At 72.5% G+C, this 16,912-nt stretch carries 16 protein-coding genes; 4 read left to right on the top strand and 12 right to left on the bottom strand.

Annotation, left to right across the window (positions count from 1 at the left end; all coding sequences use genetic code 11):
• Nucleotides 1-121: 121 nt before the first annotated feature.
• The 3 genes from H283_RS0103280 to H283_RS0103270 form a co-directional block, all read right to left on the bottom strand.
• Entirely contained in the window at nucleotides 122-592 is a 471-nt protein-coding gene (locus H283_RS0103280; protein WP_020142091.1) for a heme-degrading domain-containing protein, read from the bottom strand.
• On the bottom strand, nucleotides 589-1,035 hold the full coding sequence (locus H283_RS0103275) for a hypothetical protein (RefSeq protein ID WP_020142090.1): 447 nt from the start codon (nucleotides 1,033-1,035) through the stop codon (nucleotides 589-591). Before H283_RS0103275 ends, H283_RS0103280 begins: the two co-directional genes overlap by 4 nt.
• Nucleotides 1,036-1,153: 118 nt before the next feature.
• Entirely contained in the window at nucleotides 1,154-4,567 is a 3,414-nt protein-coding gene (locus H283_RS0103270) for a DEAD/DEAH box helicase (protein WP_028785297.1), read from the bottom strand.
• Between the two features lie 67 nt (nucleotides 4,568-4,634).
• Between H283_RS0103270 and H283_RS0103265 the strand changes: the two genes are divergently transcribed.
• Both H283_RS0103265 and H283_RS0103260 read left to right on the top strand, forming a co-directional pair.
• A complete protein-coding gene (locus H283_RS0103265; RefSeq protein WP_020142088.1) occupies nucleotides 4,635-5,117 on the top strand; it encodes a thioesterase family protein in 483 nt (160 codons plus the stop codon).
• A complete protein-coding gene (locus H283_RS0103260) occupies nucleotides 5,114-5,581 on the top strand; it encodes a hypothetical protein (protein ID WP_020142087.1) in 468 nt (155 codons plus the stop codon). The genes H283_RS0103265 and H283_RS0103260 overlap by 4 nt, the downstream gene beginning before the upstream one ends.
• 1 nt (nucleotide 5,582) lies before the next feature.
• On the opposite strand, the gene H283_RS28015 is transcribed toward H283_RS0103260, so the two are convergent.
• The 5 genes from H283_RS28015 to H283_RS0103230 form a co-directional block, all read right to left on the bottom strand.
• Nucleotides 5,583-6,755 carry a hypothetical protein gene (locus H283_RS28015; protein ID WP_196805894.1) on the bottom strand — a complete coding sequence of 391 codons (1,173 nt, stop codon included), beginning with the start codon at nucleotides 6,753-6,755 and terminating at the stop codon, nucleotides 5,583-5,585.
• 79 nt (nucleotides 6,756-6,834) lie between these two features.
• Nucleotides 6,835-7,500, bottom strand: coding sequence for a response regulator transcription factor (locus H283_RS0103245; protein WP_020142085.1), 666 nt, complete (start codon nucleotides 7,498-7,500; stop codon nucleotides 6,835-6,837).
• Nucleotides 7,497-8,585, bottom strand: a complete 1,089-nt coding sequence (locus H283_RS0103240) for a sensor histidine kinase (RefSeq protein ID WP_028785296.1) — start codon at nucleotides 8,583-8,585, stop codon at nucleotides 7,497-7,499. The genes H283_RS0103245 and H283_RS0103240 overlap by 4 nt, the downstream gene beginning before the upstream one ends.
• Before the next feature lie 65 nt (nucleotides 8,586-8,650).
• Nucleotides 8,651-9,469: an SDR family NAD(P)-dependent oxidoreductase gene (locus H283_RS0103235; RefSeq protein WP_020142083.1), complete on the bottom strand. Its 819-nt coding sequence runs from the start codon at nucleotides 9,467-9,469 to the stop codon at nucleotides 8,651-8,653.
• A gap of 10 nt (nucleotides 9,470-9,479) precedes the next feature.
• Nucleotides 9,480-10,451, bottom strand: a complete 972-nt coding sequence (locus H283_RS0103230; protein ID WP_020142082.1) for an NADPH:quinone oxidoreductase family protein — start codon at nucleotides 10,449-10,451, stop codon at nucleotides 9,480-9,482.
• A gap of 96 nt (nucleotides 10,452-10,547) precedes the next feature.
• Between H283_RS0103230 and H283_RS23895 the strand changes: the two genes are divergently transcribed.
• Nucleotides 10,548-10,997, top strand: a complete 450-nt coding sequence (locus tag H283_RS23895) for a nitroreductase/quinone reductase family protein (protein ID WP_020142081.1) — start codon at nucleotides 10,548-10,550, stop codon at nucleotides 10,995-10,997.
• Here the strand turns inward: H283_RS23895 and H283_RS0103220 are convergent.
• Nucleotides 10,945-13,272, bottom strand: coding sequence for a glycoside hydrolase family 3 N-terminal domain-containing protein (locus tag H283_RS0103220; protein ID WP_020142080.1), 2,328 nt, complete (start codon nucleotides 13,270-13,272; stop codon nucleotides 10,945-10,947). The genes H283_RS23895 and H283_RS0103220 overlap by 53 nt on opposite strands.
• A gap of 40 nt (nucleotides 13,273-13,312) precedes the next feature.
• On the opposite strand from H283_RS0103220, the gene H283_RS0103215 reads away from it, so the two are divergent.
• Nucleotides 13,313-14,578, top strand: a complete 1,266-nt coding sequence (locus H283_RS0103215) for a DUF4921 family protein (protein ID WP_020142079.1) — start codon at nucleotides 13,313-13,315, stop codon at nucleotides 14,576-14,578.
• 15 nt (nucleotides 14,579-14,593) lie between these two features.
• Here H283_RS0103215 and H283_RS0103210 read toward each other — a convergent pair whose 3' ends face one another.
• The 3 genes from H283_RS0103210 to H283_RS0103200 all read right to left on the bottom strand — a co-directional run bounded on the left by H283_RS0103210 (nucleotide 14,594) and on the right by H283_RS0103200 (nucleotide 16,904).
• On the bottom strand, nucleotides 14,594-14,887 hold the full coding sequence (locus H283_RS0103210; RefSeq protein WP_020142078.1) for a DUF3072 domain-containing protein: 294 nt from the start codon (nucleotides 14,885-14,887) through the stop codon (nucleotides 14,594-14,596).
• Between the two features lie 51 nt (nucleotides 14,888-14,938).
• Nucleotides 14,939-15,445 (bottom strand): sigma factor, encoded by a 507-nt coding sequence (locus H283_RS26450; protein WP_020142077.1) that lies wholly within the window; start codon nucleotides 15,443-15,445, stop codon nucleotides 14,939-14,941.
• Nucleotides 15,446-15,560: 115 nt separating this feature from the next.
• The gene (locus tag H283_RS0103200; protein WP_020142076.1) at nucleotides 15,561-16,904 is read right to left on the bottom strand and encodes an HNH endonuclease signature motif containing protein; all 1,344 of its coding nucleotides are present in this window, start codon (nucleotides 16,902-16,904) and stop codon (nucleotides 15,561-15,563) included.
• Nucleotides 16,905-16,912 lie beyond the last annotated feature (8 nt).

Genomic DNA, 16,912 nt, shown 5'->3' with positions numbered 1-16,912 from the left:
GACCACTCTATGCCGCACCGGATCGGCGTCGACAGGGTGTCCGTGAGCACGGGCTGTGGGTCACGTACCCACTTGACCCACCCTCCGACTTCAACCTGAGTTGAGGTCAAACCGTTGTGGCTCAGGGATGGTCGAGGAAGGACTCGAGGGTCTCGACGACGAGCCGGTGGTCCTCCCGCTGGGGCAGGCCCGAGACGGCGATGGTGCCGACGCAGCCGACGTCACGGACGGTGACCGGGAAGGCGCCACCGTGGGCGGCATACGATCCCGGGTCGAGGCGTGAGCTGTCCTCGAACGTCTTTCCGGCGGCACGGAACTCCTCGCCGACGTAGAGGGACGAGTGGCCGTAGCGGTCGACGACGGCGCTCTTGCGCTCGAGCCAGCCGTCGTTGTCGGCCGTGGCCCCCGGCAGCGCGGCGTGGAAGAGCCGCTGACCGTTGCGACGGATCGAGATCGCGACCGGAGCTCGTGCGGCGCGCGCCGCGTCACGCAGCGCGACGCCCAGCGCCCAGGCCGTGTCGTCGTCGAAGCGGTCGAAGACGAGCCGCGCCTCCTGGTCGGCCAGCTGCTCCAGCGTCGGATGGTCGCTCACGCGCGCGCCACTCGCCGGAAGGCGATGCCGACGAGGACGAGGACGATGCCGATGCCGAACGCCATGAACGCGACGCCGAAGGCCACGACGGACGTGAAGAGCGAGGCGCGCAGGAACGAGCCGGTCATGACGACCTGACGGTTGGGGTCGTCCTTGGGCAGCTCGGCGTAGGTCTTGCCGCCGCTCGCCGCGAGAGCATGCTTCTCGATGGTCTGCGCCTCGGAGTAGGCGGTCCACGGAGAGTTGACCGGCTGTCCGGCGAACATGGAGGCGTCCTCCGAGACCGTGATCTTCTCGCTGGCGAGCTGGGACTGCACCTGGTACCAGGTGAATCCGCCGGCGAGGATCATGATGATGCCGAAGATGACGACGATGGTCCCGATGACCGAGACCGAGCGGAGTCGATCGGTGGTGGCGGTGGTGCTGGTGCTGACGGTGCTCATGCGGACCTCCGAGGGTGAGTTGTCTCGAGCCGTGCACGCGCCGCCCGACCGAGGCGGCCCACCTCCACGCTAGAGCCTCATCACCGGACGCGGGGGCGGATGCGAATCAGGTTTCGACTCAGGCGAGTCCGAGCAGGTCACGCACGTCGTCGGCCGTGATGGCGCCGGAGAGCGAGCCGCCCTCGTCGACGACCCGCTGGAAGAGGTCGCGCTTGCGCTCCTGGAGTGCGACGACCTTCTCCTCGATGGTGCCGGCCGACACCAGGCGGTAGACCGTGACGGGACGGCTCTGCCCGATGCGGTGGGCACGGTCGATCGCCTGCGCCTCGGCCGCGGGGTTCCACCACGGGTCGAGGACGTAGACGTAGTCGGCCTCGGTCAGCGTGAGCCCGAAACCGCCGGCCTTGAGGCTGATGAGGAAGGCGACGGCATCGCCCTCGCGGAAGCCGCGGACGACCGCCTGCCGGTCGGTCGTCGATCCGTCGAGGTATGCCGTCGCGAGCCCCGCGCGCGTCAGCGCGGCCTCGACGCGGCGCAGGAAGCCGGTGAACTGGCTGAAGACGAGGGCGCGGTGGCCCTCGGCGGCGAGCTCGCGCAGCTGGTCGACGAGGAACTCGATCTTGGCCGCGGTGGCCTTGCCGGCGTGGACCTCGTCGACGAGGACCGGGTCGAGCGCGAGCTGGCGCAGTCGGGTCAGGGCGGCAAGGATCGCGACGCGGTTGGACTCGGGGTCGCCGAGCAGGCCGAGGACGCGCTGCCGCTCGCGCTGGAGGTGCTGGTCGTAGATGTGCCGATGGACCGGGTGCGGGTCGAGGGACATGACCTGGATCTGCTTGGGCGGCAGGTCGATCGCCACCTGCTCCTTGGTGCGTCGCAGCATCAGGGGCCGGATGCGGCGGCGGAGCAGGTCGAGCAGCTCCGGGCGCTCGCCGGACTCGATGGGCTTGCGGTAGTTCTTCGTGAAGACGTCGGGTCGCGGGTAGAGCCCGGGCGCCGTGAGGGAGAGCAGCGACCAGAGGTCCATGAGGGAGTTCTCGAGCGGTGTGCCCGTGACGGCGACGGTGAAGGGCGCCCCGAGCCGGCGGACGGCGACGTGGGTCTTGGCCTGGCGGTTCTTGACGAACTGGGCCTCGTCGAGGACGACCCCACCCCACCGGACGCCGTGGAAGGCGGCGTCGTCGAGGCGCAGGACGGCATACGACGTGATGACGACCTCGGCGCCGGCGACGGCGTCGGCGAGGGTGACCCCGCGCTTGCGCTCGGTGGCCGTGACGGCGACGGCCGCGAGGTGCGGCGCGAAGGTCTCGAGCTCGCCCATCCAGGTGCCGACGACGCTCGTCGGCGCGACGACGAGGACCGGCCCGCGCGCCTGCGGACCGGCGTCGCCGAGCTCGCCGCGGTCGTGCGCGCGCACGAGGGCCGCGATGACCTGGAGCGTCTTGCCGAGTCCCATGTCGTCGGCGAGGATGCCGCCGATGCCGGCGTCCCAGAGGCGCGCGAGCCAGCGGTAGCCGTCGAGCTGGTAGGGACGCAGGGTCGCCCTCAGGTCGGGCGGCACCTCGGCGAGGGGCCCGGACTCGAGGGAGCCGAGCGCCTCGACGTTGGCCGCCCAGCGCGCGCTCTGCTCGTCGACGACGCCGAGGGCGACGAGCTCGTCCCAGAGGTCGGCGTGGTGGGCGCTGAGGCGTAGTCCACCCGTCTCGGGGTCGGCGATGTCGCGCGCCTCCTCGATGAGGTCGCGCAGCCGGTGCAGCTCGGGCCGGTCGAGCCGGAAGAACGCGCCGGACTCGAGGAGCATGATGTCGTCGCCACGCGCGAGCGCACCGAAGAGCGGCTCGAAGGGCACCTCCTCGCCGTCGACCTCGACGGAGACCCGCAGGTCGAACCAGTCGCCGGGCTCAGCCTGCTCACGCCGGTCGCCGGTGCCCAGCCGGACGACCGGAGCCGACGTGACCTCCTCGTAGGCCGGGACGTCGCCGTCGACCTCGACGGTGACGTGCTCGTCGGCCTCGAGCAGGGGCAGCGTGTCGACGACGAACCGCGCGGCCGCCATGCCCGTGAGGACGACGCGCGGCACGAGGTAGGCGTGACCGCCGAGGTCGGCCCGCAGCGCACCGGGGACCGAGCGGAGCGACGTCGCGGCCTGCACCGCGGCGGCCTCGGCGTCCCGGTCGCGGCCACCCACGGTGCCGAAGCGCGCTGTCGTGAAGGGGCGCGGCGTGCCGTCGTAGGCGTGCCCCAGGTCGAGGCGCAGCTCGCCCGGGACGTCGCTGACGACCCGGACGTGCACGGTGACGACCTCGGGCCGGGCGTCCTCGGGCAGCTCGGGCGCCGGCAGGGGCACCTCCGAACGGACCCGCAACCGCTGGCGCAGGCCCGGGACGACCGAACGCAGGAAACGGCCCCGCTCGTCGGCCGGCACCCGCAGGCCGGCGAGCGCCGACGTGAGGGCGTCGGGACCGAGGTCGAGGTCCTGGTCGAGGGGCACGAAGGTCAGCGAGTCGTCGTCGCCCTCGACGGCGACGGCGTGCACCGGGTCACCGAGGTAGAGCCGCTCGCCGGTGGCCCCGGCCGGCATCCCCTCGATGTCGACGTCGAGGTCGAGGTCACCGCTGCCGTCGGGGGCCCGCTTGACGAGGAGCACGAGCGTGGCCGCGTCGTCGGCGACGTGGACCGGACCGGTGACGCCCTCGCCGGGCAGCACCTCGATGCCGGCCGCCCGGGCCTCGCGCAGCAGCGGCCAGACCTCGGGGCTCGCGTCGAGCGAGAGCGGCGGTGTCGCGGAGAAGTAGGTCGTGCCGCCCGAACCGTGTCGGGCGACGTCGTGCAGGCGGCCCATGATGCGCTCGTGCTCGGGCAGGAAGCGGATGCCGGCACGCCACTGCGGCAGCGCGTCGTGCCACGAGAGGGTGCGGTGCCACGTGCCGGCGCGGGTCCAGCGGGTCGGTCGGAGGCCGTAGCTCAGCTCGGGCACCCCCCGCCGGCCGCGCTGGTCGCGGTAGACGGTGTCGACGAAGAGGCCGGCCGGCATGAGGTCGCCCCGCGGCTCGGGCCGCTCGGCGACCGGGGACGGCTCGACGGCGCGCGGACGGACGTGACCGAAGACGTCGGACCAGTGCGGCGGCACGACGAGCGGCTCCGGCTCGGCCGCGGCCGGCTCGACGCCGCCCTCGCCCTCGGCCGGCGGTCGCGGCTCGACGACCGTGCCCCGAGCGACGTCGCGCGCCGTGAGCATGAGCGCCACGACGTGCTTGCAGTCGCTGCGGACCGGGCAGCTGCACGTGCCGCTCCAGAGGTGCGACCGTCCCTTCGGGTGCGGTCGGGCCTCGATGAAGGTCTGGTAGGTCTCGTGGCCGCTGCCCTCGATCGTGCCGAGCAGCATGAGCCCGTCGGGGCGCGTGGCGAGCGAGCGCACCCGGCGCTCGGCGGCATACGCCTGCCCGCGCTCGAAGGTGCGCGTGCCGACCTGCTGGGCGATGTCCGGGTCGGTGACATCACCCACCCACGTCGCCCGCCCCACGCTCCACACCACCCGAGCACTGTACGTTCGCCCGCCGACACCGCCGGGCGTCGTCCGCAGGGTCGGGCAGGATGGGCGCATGCCCGGCACGCCCGACCCCCGCGAGCTGACGCTCGCCGACTTCCCGGTCCACCGCCCCGTCACGACCCGGTGGAGCGACAACGACATGTACGGCCACCTCAACAACGCCGTCTACTACGAGCTGTTCGACTCGGCGATCAACGGGTGGCAGGCCGAGCACGTGACGGTCGACCCGGTGACCGACGCGACCCAGGGCGTCGTGGCCGAGTCGTCGTGCGCCTTCTACGCGGAGGTGGCGTTCCCGGCGCCGCTCGTCGTGGGCGTCCGCGTCGTCCGGCTGGGACGCAGCAGCGTCACCTACGAGCTCGGCCTCTTCGTCGACCCGGAGCGCAGCGCGTCGCCCGACCCCTCGATCAAGGCGCTCGGTCGCTGGGTGCACGTCGAGATCGACGCCGTGACCCGCCGCCCGACCCCCATCCCGGACCACCTCCGAGCCCTGATGGAGACGGCGGTGGTGTCGCACGAGGGCAGCCCCGCATGAGCGACGACCCCCTCGAGGAGACGTGGGAGTCGTGGACGTCCCGCGTCGCCGCCGACCTCGCCGCGCTCACCGACGACGACTGGCTGACCTTCACCGTCCACGTGCCGTCACAGGCATCGAGCACGTATGCCGCCGAGCGGGCGCCGCGCTGGCGCCGGGGCCGCGCGCGGCCGGCTCCCCACGGCCGGGTGCCCGACGTCTTCGTCCAGGCGCGGCGGCTCGAGGGAGTGCTCGCGCTCGAGTGCATCGGCGACACGGAGTTCGAGGGCCTGACCGACCTGACGAGCGAGGCGCAGGAGGCGCTGGTCGGTCTCGGGTGGACGCGCGACGGCGCCGAGCCGGAGTTCAGCCGGGCCGTCGACCAGGCAGCCGAGGCGGCGGAGCTGCTCCGCGCGAGCCTCACGCAGGTGCTCGGTGCCGCCACCCCGGCCGACGTCGACGTCCGGCGAGCGCCTCGTCACTGACTCAGGCGGCCGCGGCCGAGGACACCTCGGTCGCAGCCGTCCCGACGACGGCTCGGTCCAGGGGAGGGAGCCCGAACGCCATGACGATGTAGAGGCCCGTGGCGACGAAGGGCAGGGCGCTCGGTTCGAAGCCGTGCGCACCGACGCCCAGGCCGTTGACGAGGAGGATGACGCCTCCCAGCGTTCCCGTGACGCCGGCCAGCCTGACACGACTGCCGAGGTGCCCCAGGCGCAGCATCGCTGCAGCGGACATCAGCAGAGTGACCCCCAGCAGGATGGTGAAGAACGAGTTCACACCCCACTCCATCCAGCGGACCGCCTCCGCGGCGGCGAACCTGGACGCCCGGTCCTCCGGTGGAGCGGCGGCCCAGGAGTCGACGGCGTGCTTGAGGGCCACGCCGTCCACCGCCATGTTCATCGCGATGAGGGCCACGGTGGCGGCAGCAGCCGCATCGCCGAGCCGAACGAGCGTCGGGGACGCCCCGACGCGCCTCAGCGTGCGACCCAGGATGACGAACCCGGCCACCACCAGGGCTGCCGACAGGAACTGCAGGTCGTGGACCCACACCCAGTCGGTGCTGTGGGCGTACTCGGTGAACACGGCCACATGGGAGTTCGGAGGCTCGTCGTGCGGATGGAGGATGCCCCCGGCGACAGCCAGACCTGCGCCGCCGACGAGCAGCGCGGAGGAGAGGAGAGTCGGACGCGACATGGGTGAGGGACCCGCTGGGTTCCGGGGTGGTGTGACCGCGGAGGTGTGCGGTCGCCACGCCATGAAGACGCCCATGAGGGCGAACATCGCGACGTGACCCCACGTGAGCAGTGCCTCGCCGGGAAGGACGCCGAGCCAGTAGGGGCACAGCAGGACGAGGAAGGGCAGGGCCATGACCGTCGACATCTCGACGATGTGGCGTGCTGCGTGCCCTCGCACCCACATCCAGGAGGCCATGCCGAGGGTCATGTCGAAGGCCATGGTGAGGGCCATGGCATCCGGCCGGCCGGTCAGGCCCGGCCAGACGCTGTCCCAGATCGCGCCGAACAGCCCCATGCCGACGACCATCGAGAGGGTCATCTCGACGTAGGCGACGAGGAAGCGCGCGGGCCGTGAGCGAAGGAGCCGACGGACGGCCGCGCGAGGCGAGCGGTCCGCATACAGGGTCGTGAAGGTGGTCATGCCGACGATGGTCGATCCCATCGCGCCGGTACCGGACGTGCCAGAGGTCACGAACGAGGTCACGCGTCGGGCATGACCCTCACAACAAGCCGAGCGCGCGTGCCCTCAACGCGGCCTGCGTGCGGTCGCGGACGCCGAGCTTGGCCAGCACGTGGGTGACATGGTTCTTGACCGTGCCCTCCGACAGGTACAGGCGCTCGGCGGCCTCCCTGTTGCTGAGCCCGTCGGCGACGGCACGGAGGACCTCCAGCTCGCGCTCGGTGAGCGGATCGACGAGAGGCTGCGGGCGCGGCTCGGTCGGGGGGTCGGGCAGCTGGCTCATCCGGGCCAGGACCTTGGCGGCGACCGACGGCTGGAGCACCGACTCGCCGCGGGCCGCCGCCAGCACACCCTCGACCAGCCGCTGGGCGGTGGCGTCCTTGAGCAGGTACCCGACGGCACCCGCACGCAGGGCGGGAAAGACCTCGTCGTCGCCGTCGAACGTGGTGAGCACGAGCACGCGAACCTCCGGATGCTCGACCCGCAACCGCCGCGTCGTGTCCACGCCATCGAGCACGGGCATCCGCAGGTCCATGAGCACGACGTCCGGTCGGAGCCTCTCGACGAGGTCGAGCGCCTCGGCGCCGTCCTGCGCGGCGCCCACGACCTCGACCTCCGCGCGCACCTCCAGGAGCGTCGTCAGTGCCTCACGGAACAGGGTCTGGTCATCGACGACGAGCACCCGCACCGGACGATCGAGGCTCATCCCGGCATCTCGACCCGGACGGCCACGCCCGTGCCCGGCGCCGACTCGACGCTGAAGGAGCCGCCGAGATCCTCGACGCGCTCGCGGATGCCGACGAGGCCGAACCCGCCGGCCGTGCCGTCGAGACCACGCCCGTCGTCGCGGACCTCCAGGCTCACCGCGTCCGGATGGTAGGTCAGCCGGATGACGGCGGCATGGGCACGTGCGTGCTTGCGGATGTTGGTGAGGCCCTCCTGAGCGGCACGGAACAGCGCGAGCTGGACCTCGTCGTCGAGTCGGCGCTCGCGCCCTCGGACCTCGACGGTGGTGGACGGACCGGACGGCACCCCCTCCGCAGCCAGGGCCTCCAGCTGCTCGGAGAGCCACTGCTCGGGCCTCGCCTCGCGCAGGGCGGCCACCGACTCGCGGACCGACGTCAACGCCTGGCGCGCCTGGTCCTCCGCCTGGCTGAGCAGCCCGTCGGCCCTCGCCGGGTCGCTGCTCAGCACGGCCCTCGCGGCCTGCACCTGCATGCCGACCACCGTGAGATGGTGCCCCAGCCCGTCGTGGATGTCGCGCGCGACGCGGGTGCGTTCGCGCATGGTCGCCAGCTCCTCGGCCTGTGCGCTGAGCACCTGCAGCCGGCGGTTGGCCTCGGCCAGCTCCGACCGCGCCCGTTGCTCACGCAGGTGCAGCGCTGCGAGGACGAAGGCGAAGGCGCACGCGAGTCCGGTGCTGACCACCTGACGCACCGCGTCGGGCATCGGCATCCCCACGTGGACGAACGGGACGAGCACCGCGACGACGACCGACCATCCGAGCGGGAGCAGCATGACGGCCTGCACGACCACCACCACCAGGAGCAAGGTGCTGCCCACCCCGGAGCCGGCCACGTTGAAGACGACGAACCCGAGCACCAGAGCGACCGTCAGGTAGGCGACTGCGGCGGCGTACCCCCGACCGAGCGCCCAGCGGTAGCCGACCACCGACCAGACGACGAACGCGACCCCCAGAGCACCGGCCGGCATGACCTGGCCGCTGGGGGCCGCCTCGAGCAGCATCACCAGCCACGCTGCCACTGCCAGCGCCGAAAGGGCCCGGGTCACCGTCCCAATGTCGCGCTCGGCTCCGAGGGAGTCAATCGTGGTGGCCCCGGCTCCACCGTGTCCGGTCAGCGGCCCGCGGCGACCCGCTTCGCCGCGCGCTTCATGACCGCGGTGTAGGCCGGTCGGGCGAAGCGCTTGGCACGCCAGGCGACGTGCCCGTCCCGGTCCGTGAGGATGACGTCGCGGCGGGCGTCGATGCCGCGCACGACGATGGCGGCGATCTCGTCGGCGGTGCGCTTCGAGCCGCTGACCATCTTCCTGCCGGCCTCCTCCATCTCGACGTCGGCACCCTGGAACGACGAGCCGAGGTTCGTCCGGAAGAACGACGGGCACACGACCGACACGTCGACGCCGTGCGGCGCGAGCTCGTGCGAGAGCGTCTCGCTCAAGGCGACGACGCCGGCCTTGACGGTGTTGTACGCCGACATGCCAGGGGCGTGGACGAGTCCGGCGAGCGAGGCGGTGTTGACGATGTGACCGCTGCCCTGCTCCTTCAGGAGCGGCGTGAAGGTGCGGCACCCCCGGACGACCCCGAGCAGGTTGATCTCGACGATCCAGCGCCACTCGTCCATCGTCGCGACGTCGATGCGACCGCCCGCGGCGACGCCGGCGTTGTTGACGAGCAGATCGATTCCGCCCCACGTCTCGCGCACGTGGGAGAGCGCTGCGGCCCACGCCTCGTCGCTGCGCACGTCGAGGGGGAGGTATGCCGCCGCGTCCGGAAGCGCGTCGGGCCGGTCGGTCTGCAGGTCCGTCGCGAGCACGTGGTCGCCGCGGGCGACGAGGGCGCGGACGAGCGCCAGACCGAGACCCGAGGCACCGCCGGTGACGAGGACGCGGCGGGGGGACGTGGGGGCGGAGGCGCGGAGCGAGCGGGACGGCATACGCCCCAACCTACTGGCGGACCGTGAGCGTCACCTTGCCGTGGGCGCGACGCTCGTCGATCTCCTCGAGCGCTGCCGTGACCTCCTCGAGCGGGTGGCGCGTGCCGATGGGCGGTGCGAGCGCGCCGCTCTCGAGGAGCGGGAGGATCGCGTCCCACTGCGTGCGCAGGTAGGTCGGGTCGGGCATCCAGAAGGCGCCCCAGCCGACGCCGACGACGCTGATGTTGTTGAGGAGCAGCCGGTTGACCTTGACCTCGGGGATCTGGCCCGCGGTGAAGCCGATGACGAGCAGGCGCCCCTCGGGCGCGAGGCTGCGGAGGCTGTCGGTGAAGCGGTCCCCACCCACCGGGTCGACGACGACGTCGACACCGCGCCCGCCCGTGAGCTCCTTCGCGGCCGCGAGGAACCCGTCGGCGAGGACGATGTGGTGCGCGCCGGCCGCGCGGGCGGTCTCGATCTTGTCGTCGGACGACACGACGGCGATGACGCGGGCGTCCATGGCGCGCGCGAGCTGGACGGCGGCGGTGCCGATGCCGCCCGCGGCGCCGTGGACGAGCACGGTCTCGCCGCGCTCGAGCTGGCCGCGGCGGGTCAGGGCGAAGTGGACCGTGAGGTAGTTCATCGGCAGCGCCGCACCGGTCTCGAACGACACGGCATCGGGCAGCGGGAAGACCATCGCCTCGGGCACCGCGACCGTCTCGGCGAAGCCGCCGAGCACCGGGAAGGCGGCGACCCGGTCGCCGGCGCGGAAGGCGCTGCCCTCGCCGACCTCGCGCACGACGCCGGCGCACTCGGCGCCGGGGACGAAGGGCAGCTCCGGGCGCATCTGGTAGAGCCCACGGCTCATGAGGACGTCCGGGAAGCTGACTCCCGCCTCGTGGACGTCGACGAGGACGTGGCCGGGGGTGAGTGCCGGCTCGTCGACCTCGCCGACCGTGACGGACGACGGCCCGTCGAGGCTCGTGACTCGTGCGGCGCGCATGCTGCTCCTCATCGTCGGGGGATCTCGACCCTAGCCGCCCGCAGGGCCACACTGGACGGGTCGGCAGATGCGTGCCGCGGGACCCAGGAGGCGGTCATGGGCGTGGCCAACCGGATGATGCGCGCGGGCAACGCGGCGCACGTGGCGCTCTACCGTCGCTTCGACGTCGGGTTCCTCCGCTCCGTCCGCGGGATGCCGATCCTCCTGCTCACCGTGGCCGGTCGGTCGTCCGGCACGCTGCGGACCAGCCCGGTCGGCTACTTCCGCGACGGCGGCGCCTACGTCGTCTGCGGCAGCGCGGGCGGCGCGGCGACGGAGCCCCAGTGGTTCCGCAACCTCCGTCACGCCGACACGGCCGTCATCGAGGTCGGCGACGAGCGGATCGAGGTGGACGTCGAGGTCGCCCGCGGCGCCGAGCGCGACCGCCTGTGGCATCGCCTGCTCGAGGTCGCGCCGTTCTTCGGCGGCTACGAGGCCAAGGCCGCCGGGCGCGTCATCCCGTTGGCCGCCCTGACCCCTCGGGGGCCGGGCTCCGCTGCTCCGTGATCGTGAAGCGTGCCCGGAGCAGGTCGGTGTCGCGCGAGCTCGACCCGACGTGCAGCTCGAACTCCCCCGACTCGACGACACGGCGGCCGGCCGCGTCGACGATGGAGCAGGCCGCGGCCGGGACCTCGATGCGGGCCACGACCGACTCACCGGGCGGGACGGTGACACGGCGGAACGCCTTGAGCTCCTTGGCTGCCCACGTGACGCTCGTGACGACGTCGGTCACGTAGGCCTGCACGACCTCGTATGCCGTCCGCTCGCCCCTGTTGGTCAGCGTGACCTCGGCGACCACGGCGTCATCGGGCGAGAGGTCACTCGTCTCGAGGGTGAGGTGTGACCACTCGACGGTCGTGTAGGTCAGGCCCTCCCCGAAGACGAACTGCGGCTCCTGGGTGAGATCGGCGTAGCGGTGGCCGTGCTGGCCACGCACCTGGTTGTAGTAGGTCGGCTGCTGTCCGACGTGCCGCGGGATCGAGACGGGCAGGCGCCCGGCGGGCTCGATGAGGCCGAGGACGAGCTCGGCGATGGCACGGCCGCCGCGCATGCCGGGACTGAACGCCTCGATGACAGCGGCTGCCCGCAGGGCGCTGGGTGGCAGGACGCTGGGCTTGGAGTGGAGCAGCACGACGACGACGGGGATGCCGGTGCCGTCGAGCTGGTCGACAAGGGCGTCGAGCAGGGCGACCTGACCTCCCTGCAGGTCGAGGGTCGCCGTCGAGCAGCCTTCTCCCGTCAGGGCGATCGTGTCACCGAGCACGACGACGGCGAGGTCGGCGGCGCGTGCTGCCGCCACTGCCTCGGCGACCTGGACCGGGTCGACGGCCGCTGGGGCGGAGACCGGCGGACGGGGCTGCCCGTCGGGGAAGAGCGGCCCCTCGGGGTCGGGCACGAGGGTCTCGATCTCGGCGCCTCGAGCGTGAGCGACGGTCCAGGTCGACGGGACGACGGCGCGGAAGCCGTCGAGCACGGTCTCGACCGTCTCGCGCGGGTGCCCGTCGGGCATCCAGTCGACCTGCCCGGAGGCCCCGGCCCAGTCGCCGAGGTTCGCCTGGGGGTCGTCGGCGTTCGGCCCGAGGACGGCCACGGTGCGCGGGACGTCCGCGACGGCATACGGGAGCGTGCCGTCGTTGGTGAGGAGAACGAGCGAGCGGCGGGCGACGTCGAGGTTGAGGGCGGCGTGCTCGGCCGAGCCGATGACGAGGCGCTGGCGCTCGGCGTCCGGCGGCCGCGGGTTCTCGAAGAGTCCGAGCTCGAGCTTGACGCGCAGCACCCGGCGGGCGGCCTCGTCGATGGCGCGCTCGTCGAGCAGGCCACGGGAGACGGCCTCCTGGGCGGCCTCGAAGAAGGCCGGGGTCGTCATGACGAGGTCGTTGCCGGCGCGGACCGCGACCGTCGCGGCCTCGACGTCGTCGGCGCAGACCTTCTGCTCCCAGACCATCCGGCCGACGTTGTCCCAGTCGGTGACGAGGGTCCCGGTGAAGCCCCACTTCCCCTTGAGCACCTCGTCGAGGAGCCAGGCGTTCGCCGTGACGGGCACGCCGTCGATCGCCTGGTAGCCGAGCATGAACGTGCGGCAGCCCTCCTGGACGGCCCGCTCGAACGGCGGCAGGAACCACGACGTCAGCTTGCGCCGGCTGAGGTCGGCCTCGCTCGCGTCGCGGCCGCCCTGGGTCTCGGAGTAGCCGGCGAAGTGCTTGGCGCACGCGAGGACGGCCGTCGGGTCCGTGAGACCGTCGCCCTGGTAGCCCCGGATCATGGCCGCGCCGAGCTCACCGATGAGGTGCGGGTCCTCGCCGAAGGTCTCACCGACCCGGCCCCAGCGCAGGTCGCGGGTGATGCAGAGGACGGGCGAGAAGGTCCAGTGGATGCCGGTCGCCGACACCTCGACCGCCGTGACGCGTGCCGCCCGCTCGACGAGGTCGGGGTCCCACGAGCAGGCCATCCCGAGCTGGGTCGGGAAGATCGTCGCACCCGGCCAGAAGGAGTGGCCGTGGATGCAGTCGTCGGCGGTGAGGAGCGGGATGCCGAGACGCGTGCGGGCCGCGAGCTCGATGGCGCGGGGCAGGTCGTCCGGGGAGGTGTGCAGGATCGAGCCGGCCAGCTTCGTGTGGACGATGTCGGTCAGGTCGCCGCGCGCGTCGAGCTGGAGCATCTGGCCGACCTTCTCCGGCAGCGTCATCCGACCGAGGAGGTCGTCGAGGCGCTCCTCCACGGAGAGCGACGGGTCGCGGTAGGGGGCGTCGGTGAGGGCAGCGGCGGCAGCGTCGTCGGGCACGTCCCGACGCTAGCCGACCCGTCAGACCTAGGCTGGCAGGGTGATCGAGCCGCTGACGCGACTGCCCGACGGGACCATCAAGCAGGTCAACCCCTTCACCGGCACGAAGGTGTGGACGCTGCCGGGGCGCGCGTCCCGTCCTCTCGGCATCGCCCGGCCCGAACCGAAGCCCCTCGACCCGGCCGATGACGAGCGCCACTGCGCCTTCTGCTGGGGCCGGATGACCGAGACGACCCCCGAGATCGCCCGGGTCGTCCGGGACGGGTCGTCGTGGCGCGAGGTGCGCGGGCTCCTCGCCGAGCAGCTCGACGACACGGTGCCGGAGCTGCGGCTCTTCCCGAACCTCTTCGAGATCCTCAGCTACGACTACTGGCACCTCGCCCACGGCTACGAGCCGACGCCCGAGTCGCTCGCGCACCGGACGGCATACCTCTCGACGCCCGCGGGGCGTGCACACGTGACCGCACTGGCGCGCATCCGGATGCGTTCGCGCGGTGCGTCGGGCGCGGATGCCGAGCCGCTCGACGAGGACGACCTCGAGCGCGAGGCCGTGGGGCTCTTCGCCGGCAACCACCAGGTCGTCGTCTCGCGTCGACACTTCGTCGACGGCGCGACGGACGACACCCAGAATGCGAGCGCCGGGACCCTGACACCCGAGGAGCACTGGCAGTACACGCGATTCACGATCGCCGGCATGCGCGATCTCTACCGGAGCAACCCGCACGCGGGCTACGTCTCGGCGTTCCAGAACTGGCTGCGACCGGCAGGCGCGTCGTTCGACCACCTGCACAAGCAGCTCGTCGCCATCGACGAGCCGGGCGTGGACCTCGAGCGGGAGACGGAGCGACTGCGGGCCGAGCCGGACCTCTTCGCGCGCTGGGGGCCGCAGTACGCCGAGACGCAGGGGCTCGTCGTGGCTCGCACGCCCACGGCCCTGGCCTTCGCCGGGATCGGGCACCAGTACCCGTCGCTCGTCGTCTACACGTCGAACACGGCGTGCCGGCCGTGGGAGCTCTCGGACGACGAGGTGCGCGATTTCTCCGACCTCGTGCACGCGTGCCACGCCGCAACCGGCGCCGATGTGCCGACCAACGAGGAATGGCACCACGGTCCGCCGTCGCTCGACCTTCCCGTGCCGCTCCGCGTGGTGCTCAAGTGGCGGGTGTCGACGCTGGCCGGCTTCGAGGGCGGCACGAAGATCTACGTCAACACCATCGACCCGTGGGCGGTCCGTGAGCGCGCCGTCACGCGGCTTCGGGAACTGGCCGCGGACGGTCTCGTCTCGGACCGCCTCGAGATCGCCTGACGCGACACGGTCCGGTCAGACCTCGCTGCCGTGGCCCTCGGTGCGTCCCTCGGTGACTCCGCGGCCCGTCACGGACTGCAGGCGGTCGATGTGCTCGGATGCCTGGGCCTTGGTGAGGTCGCCGGGCAACGTCTCTCCGGCCTCACGGGCCAGGGTCTCGAGGTAGCTGCGCTGGGCGCCGGTCATCGCCTCGTCGCCCGTCACCCAGTCCTCGGGGTCCTTGACCGTCGAGTCGCCGGGGGTTCCGGCGGTCGCGGGGGTGGTGGCGCCGATGACGTCGTCGGTCGAAGGTGTGTTCGATTCGCTCATGCGAGGCCCGTACCCGGTCGGCCGCCACCAGACACAACCCTCGACACGCGATCAGGCGGCAGCCGGTCCCGGCTGCAGGGTCGCCAAGGCGGCACGGAGGTGCTGGTGGGCCACGTCGACGGAGACGCCGAGGGCTCGGGCGACGTCCGTGACGGCGTACGCGTCGAAGTAGCTCAGGGTCAGCGCCTCGTGGCGGGACGCCTCCGCCGTGGCCGCTGCCAGGGGTCGGCTCGGCGTGAGCGGATGCCGCGTGGAGCGGACGTGGGCCACGGCCCGGCGATGCGCGACCGCGAGCACCCAGGCGAGCGCGCCACTGCCGGACCGGTAGCGGGCCGCTGTATGCCAGACCTCGACGAAGACCTCCCCGCTGACGTGCTCGGCATTATCGGGGTCACGGACGACGCGGCGGACGAGGCCGAAGACGCGGGAGGCCGCGAGGTCGTAGAGCCTCGAGAAGGCCGCCTCGTCGCCCTGCCCGGCACTCGACAGGAGGGAGCCGAGGACGCTGTCGAGCGCGCTGCTGGCTGGACCGCTGAGCGGCTGCGCCTGACCATCCATGCGATCTGCCCGTCCGCTTCGCGTCTCCAGAGCCTGCGCACCCCGACGGCGCAGGTCTCACTGGTGACTTCCTTCGACGGTAGACGTACCCGAAGCGCCCCTCCGGATGACGAGGTCAGAAGGGCGGCGGGTCCGGGTCGGTGTCGGGATCGGGCGCCGGGCCGCTCTGGTGCAGGCTCGCGCGCCAGTCCTTGGACCCCGTGACGTAGCGGCGTCCGGTCGTCGTGGTCCATGCGAGCCCATGGTCGTCGACCGGCTCGGACGTCCAGATCCCGGCCGTCTTGACGTTGTGGTGGAAGCGGTCCTTGGCGTGGAGGTTGCCCACTGCGGTCGGGCCCTGCGGCCACGGGACCTCGTGGTCGAGGTCGCAGCGGCCGGCGAGCACCTCACAGCCTGGGCCACGACACACGCCGTCGACGGCCCGGACGTGATCGACCATCTCGCGCGTCGGCCGGTAGGAGTCGGTGGGTGCACCGAGCGCGCGGCCGGTGCGGATGTCGACGGGCAGGGTGCGCCAGACGGATCCGGGTCGCGTCATGATGTCGCGGGCGTGCCGCGCGGTGACCCACCCGTGCCCGGGGAGCTCGCACGCAGCGTCGGACTCGCCGGTCGCCACCTCGAAGGGCACGACGAGCCACGCCGTCGCTGGGGCGTCGGGGCCGACCGGCGGGCGGCCGTCCTCGAGCGGACCGTCGAGGAGCGCACGGCCGGCGAGGTCGCACCGGAGCTGGTCGAGCGACCGTGGGTCACCGGCGCTGCGGCGGGCACGGGCTGCGGAGTCGAGCCGGTCGAGTACGGCGGCGACGACGTCACCGGTGGCCACGAGGGTCAGGCAGCCCATGCCGTCCTCCGTCAAGCGGCCGAAGACACCTCGTCGGCTCTTGGCATGCTCGTGACGCTCGGCGGAGCCGCGGTGGTCGACGGAGGCCACGGCGCGACGCAGCCGCGTCATGAAGGCGCGTTGGGGCACCACCTGGCCGTCGCGACTCGGCGCGAGCACTGAACGCTCGACGGACTCGACGTCGTCGTCGGGCAGCGGGCCGGTCTCCGAGACGACCTGAAGGGCACGGTGCAGGGACGTCGAGCCGTCGCGCAGGGCCTGGCGCACGAGCCGGTGGCGCCGCGGAGCGGTGGCGAGGGAGAGCCGCCGCGCGACCTCGCCCGCACCGACGCCGGTCGCGAGGGCGATCTCGTCCGCGACGATCCGGTCGGTCGAGACATGGACCGAGGCCGTGGCGATCTGCTGGGCCTCGACCGTGTGCAGGGCGGCATAGGCGTCGAGCAGGTCCGACTCGACCTGCGCCTTCTCGACCTCGAGCGCCTCGATCTCGCGAAGGATGCGGTCACCCTCGATCGTCAGGTCGATCTGGAGATGCGCCTTGGTGTACGACGAGTCGAGTGAGTCGAGTGAGTCGAGCAGTGAGGTCCCCAGGCGCGACGTCGTGAGAAAAGGCGTCACAGTGACCT

The sequence above is a fragment of the Terracoccus sp. 273MFTsu3.1 genome (genome assembly GCF_000383675.1).
Classification (GTDB): domain Bacteria; phylum Actinomycetota; class Actinomycetes; order Actinomycetales; family Dermatophilaceae; genus Terrabacter.
This window is presented reverse-complemented; position numbering and strand designations above follow the sequence as displayed.